This is a genomic window from Vannielia litorea, from assembly GCF_018424695.1.
GTDB classification, from domain to species: domain Bacteria; phylum Pseudomonadota; class Alphaproteobacteria; order Rhodobacterales; family Rhodobacteraceae; genus Vannielia; species Vannielia litorea_A.
The window spans coordinates 1-4,153 of record NZ_QTNQ01000156.1 but is presented as its reverse complement, the minus strand read 5'-3'; the positions used below and the strand labels follow the sequence as shown (position 1 = coordinate 4,153).

7 protein-coding genes are annotated in these 4,153 nt (G+C 56.9%); all 7 read right to left on the bottom strand.

The features are described from left to right. Nucleotides 1-197 (bottom strand): hypothetical protein (locus tag DYI42_RS23385; RefSeq protein WP_213549460.1); only part of this gene is annotated, 197 nt, incomplete at its 3' end. A gap of 21 nt (nt 198-218) precedes the next feature. Next, nucleotides 219-476 carry a hypothetical protein gene (locus DYI42_RS23380; protein ID WP_213549458.1) on the bottom strand — a complete coding sequence of 86 codons (258 nt, stop codon included), beginning with the start codon at nt 474-476 and terminating at the stop codon, nt 219-221. A 218-nt stretch (nt 477-694) separates the two neighbouring features. After that, the gene (locus DYI42_RS23375; protein WP_213549456.1) at nt 695-1,246 is read right to left on the bottom strand and encodes a hypothetical protein; all 552 of its coding nucleotides are present in this window, start codon (nt 1,244-1,246) and stop codon (nt 695-697) included. Between the two features lie 17 nt (nt 1,247-1,263). Continuing rightward, on the bottom strand, nt 1,264-1,461 hold the full coding sequence (locus tag DYI42_RS23370; protein WP_213549454.1) for a hypothetical protein: 198 nt from the start codon (nt 1,459-1,461) through the stop codon (nt 1,264-1,266). A 206-nt stretch (nt 1,462-1,667) separates the two neighbouring features. Next, nucleotides 1,668-1,805: a hypothetical protein gene (locus tag DYI42_RS23365; protein WP_213549452.1), complete on the bottom strand. Its 138-nt coding sequence runs from the start codon at nt 1,803-1,805 to the stop codon at nt 1,668-1,670. A gap of 133 nt (nt 1,806-1,938) precedes the next feature. Next, entirely contained in the window at nt 1,939-3,111 is a 1,173-nt protein-coding gene (locus DYI42_RS23360) for a hypothetical protein (RefSeq protein WP_213549450.1), read from the bottom strand. Nucleotides 3,112-3,118: 7 nt separating this feature from the next. Continuing rightward, nucleotides 3,119-4,153 (bottom strand): type VI secretion system Vgr family protein (locus DYI42_RS23355; RefSeq protein WP_213549448.1); only part of this gene is annotated, 1,035 nt, incomplete at its 5' end.

Below are 4,153 nucleotides of genomic sequence, written 5' to 3'. Positions count from 1 at the left end.
CCCCGCTTCAGGCGCCCGCCGAGCGTGAAGAGCCAGCTGGAAAAGGTCATGCCGGTTGCAAGCCGGGTTGTCGATGCCAGAAGCATCTGCCCGCGCAAATCCATTTGCTTGTAAACGAGGAAGAGTTGCAGGGACAAACGCAGGTGCTCGGGGTCACGCCAAATCGCTGTCAGCGCCTGTACCGCGATGCGCATCACGGCCTGAGCGTTTTGCTGGGCCTAGGGCGCGATGGGATTGAACACCCCGGCCAACACAGGGGCCAGCATGATGGGTATGGTGACATCTGTCGGATGATGCCAGGCTGAGCTGGCTATTGTGCCGATATACCCTTCGGCCTGTTCGATGATCGGGCGGGGCTTGGTTCTCGATGCGGAGATCACGAAATCCTCTCCGTCGATCGTCACAGTGATTTGGCCAACCGCTTCATCTGTGTATTCGACGACGACGTCGCCACCTCCGGAGCTATCCTGCGGCATCTCTGAGCTTCCCTAATTCAAATCGATCCGGCCCGCCTTAAGGCGAATGGCCTTTCCGGCTCGGATGTCTATCTCCGAGTCCGCGTCAATCTCGATGTTCTGCGCTCGAAAACTGAGTATCGCCTGGCTTCCTAGGTTGCTCGTCATCTCGAACAGAAAGGCACTAGGCAAGGTCCATCGGCGTTTCGCCACCAATTGTGCATTTGACCCATTCAAGCTCAGTAGGCTAGCGCCTCAGCGCGCTGAACGAGCTTCTTTACCGGAAGTCCCAGCCGGTCGACCTCGTCCGGCGACAAGTCATTTACTATCGGCGAATTTCGTGAAGCGAGATTGACGCAGATTGCAAGATCGAATCCATCTTGCTCTTCCAGCAATTGGCTCAACCGGGTCGCGTTTGACAGGAAGTCAGAGTTAATAAATGTACAGGGGCGGGCCGACGCCTCTTCCGGCTCCGGCTGGTAACCACTCAACTCCCAAGCGTGCCAGAACGCCCTTGCATCTGCACCTTTGCACCAAGAGAGGCCGACGGCGCCATAGACCGTCCAGCCAGCGGCCTCACAAAGGGTGTACCAGCGGCGAGTGTCCACCTCTGCCAATGCTGACAAAAGGCCCTGGATCTCCCGCTCAAAACGGGCCGTCTCCCGCTGGTATCTCGGGTCGGAACGGGTCTCCTGCTCCATCTCAGCGTTGATGTGCAGGGAAGTCCAGATATACGGTAGTGTCAAGTCACGCCCAACGCGGAGGCTTCCGTCTTCGTACAGTCCGGTCATTTGCATATGTCTCCTGCTCAACCGCGCTTGCGAATGAACTTACTCCACAGAAAGCCCAACCCCAGAACATTGGCAACGAAGAGCAGAATGATTGCTATCAGCGAGCCTGCCCCAGACAACCATTTTGAGAAAAGGCTTGCCTCCAAGAAAGCCAAAACCAGGGAGATCGGGGGCACAGCCCAAATGATCATACCATCAAGTATTCGGCCAATCATGAAACGGCTCCTTTGCCCTGCACTCAGTTTGAGTATCGAAGCACACCGTCAGTTTCGTCGAAAAAGCGCATTCTCGTCTCCAATGACATCTAGTGCATTTGTTTCATAGCCCACAGGGATATTTCCCATAACCCCCCGAGGGCGGGCCGACGATACTTGACCGACGGGGACCAAGCCCAGTCCCGAGTGATTTCCACCTGCGATGATCAGTCAGCGGAAACCACCCGCGGGAAGAACGCGCGCACGAGATAAACGATGGCAACGATTGGCAGAGCGACAAGGAGCCCCAGCCCAAGTGTGACCACCGAGATGCCGAGCGCCCATCCCCAGACGTCACTCAACATGCGGGTCAGCGCCCAATGAACCCTGCCCCGCTTGAACCGCGCGCCGCAGACGGGGCAGTGATGAATCCCGGTTTCAGCCCATTCCTTATCTGATCGGGGCAGCTCTGTTTTCTTGCATTGAGGGCACTTCATTCTATCCCCAGTTCAGCTTCTCAACAGTGTTGGCGAGCACACTGGCCGGTACACTCATGACCATGCCATTCCTTGACGCCTCGGCAAAAACCTCGAAGACGGATGTCAAGATATCGCAGACAAGCGGGTTAAAAAGGTTGATGTAAAACTCGGCTTTCAGTCGCAAATCCAAGGGAATTTGATCCCAGTATTCCCGTCCCCGCATTCGCAGCAACTGATTTCTGACATCCTGAGCGATGGTATAGAATTCTTCGCTGTTCTCCAGAAATCCATAAACCGGCAGGGCCGCGAGGCGATCCCCAGACTGACGCAACTCGCGCCCAAGATGCGCGAGGCTGTGCCTGTGATGGGTGTGGTCAGTCAGCCCCCGGATCACATTATACCAAGGCCGCTCGCCCGCGTCCTCAAGCCTATCCGCCAGCTCGTAGATATGGTCGACAAGTGCGTCCTTCATCGCGGCATTATTCGTCCGCAGCGCGGTCGGGTCGGCGGATCCATTGAGAGCGACGATGAGAAGGTCCAAGGCCGTCAGATCATCAAGCGATCCGAATTCCCGGCGAAACTTGTCGCCCAGCCGGACGAATGATCCGTAGGTGGTCGCCAATGTGAGAGCAAAGCTGTGAACCGTCCATGCAACGGGCGCTACCACGCCCGTTACCCGTTGTAGGGCCTGACCAAAGATGATGCCAGCCAGAGTGCGACCGATGAACTCGGGCGCGCCGTAATTGACGGTGTAATTCACATACATTCCGAATGCGATGCAGACCCGCTTTGGCGCTCCATACCCCAATCCAGCGGGTCGAAGCATGCCGGATACGATCTCCCCCACCGCGCCGATGGTGTCCTTGACATTCGCTTCCTGCGTCGGGCCAAGCCCGCCAGTCCAGGCAACAAGCCCGTACCCATACCAGTAAAGGTCTTCAAAATAGCTCCATGCCCCGTGCCCGACGCGCTGCGCAATTGCCTCTATCGTCTCAGCCGCAGGCAAATGCTGCGCAATGATCGGCGTGGCGACGAGGGCATTGTTGAAGAGGACGGGGCGGAACTGAACGGCACGTTCTGCAAAATCAGGCTCTGTCGAGAGAATGGCACTCCTTTGTCCACCCTGAAACGTGTCCTCGGCCTCCTGGCCCGGAATCCATTCACCAGAAGCCGTCAGATATCCTTCAGCCATAAACCACCTAATTCAAATTGATTTTTTTACCGACGATATCCACACCGGCCAACGACAGGTCCACTTTCGAGGCGCTGGTGTCGATCCGGACGTTACTCGTTCCGTCGATATCGACAGTTTTCGACCCGACGACATCGACACGAACCCCGTAGAGCCTGAGGCTGCCATCCGATTGCATTTGAATTCGAGCAGCACCGCAGGAAAGAGTCAGGCTGTCGCCTGCGTGTATCGAGACATGCCGCGCACCTTCGAGCTTCGCATTATCCTTGCTGGTTACTTCAAAATCGCCCGCCGAAATATCGTACTTCCCGCCAACGTTCTTGTCGTAGCCTTCCTCGATGGTTTTTGTTTCGCGATTCTTGATCAAGGTAGAGCGCACACCGTGAACGATGGTCGTCATTGACCAGCGCCCTCCGCTGCTGGCCAAAGCACTGGCACCACGCGCCCAATCCTGGAGCATGTCGAAGACTTTAAACGACTGTTTGACGGTGTATTTCGAGTGGCTAGGAGGCCCAACGTAGTCCGTGCGTGAGCCGTTGGTTTCCATGTAGCTTGCACTGCCTATGACGGAGACATCATTTGATTTGATAAAGCTGGCACGATCGGCATCGACAATTCGCGCCTCATTATGAGCCACCTTAACGCTCAAGTCTTTCTGCGCGCGCAGGAATACCTCCTCCTCATGCCTCTCATCCTCAAACCGCAGCTCGTTAAACCCGTCGCCCTGGTGAGTATCGGTCTTGAACGTGCTCCGCGTCTTATTAGCAGGCAACTCATACGGCACATCGTTCTTGCCGTTATACACGCATCCCGTGACCAGCGGCTTGTCGGGGTCGCCGTCGAGGAACTCCACCACCACTTCCATCCCGATGCGGGGGATCACCATGCCGCCCCAGCCTTTGCCGGCCCAGTTCTGGCTCACCCGGCAGCGCATCGAGTAGCTGTCTTCCAGGTCCCAGTGGAAGCGCACCAGGATGCGGCCGTATTTGTCGCAGTCGATCTCGCCCTCGCCGACGACGCGGGCGGTTTGGGGGCCCTGCAT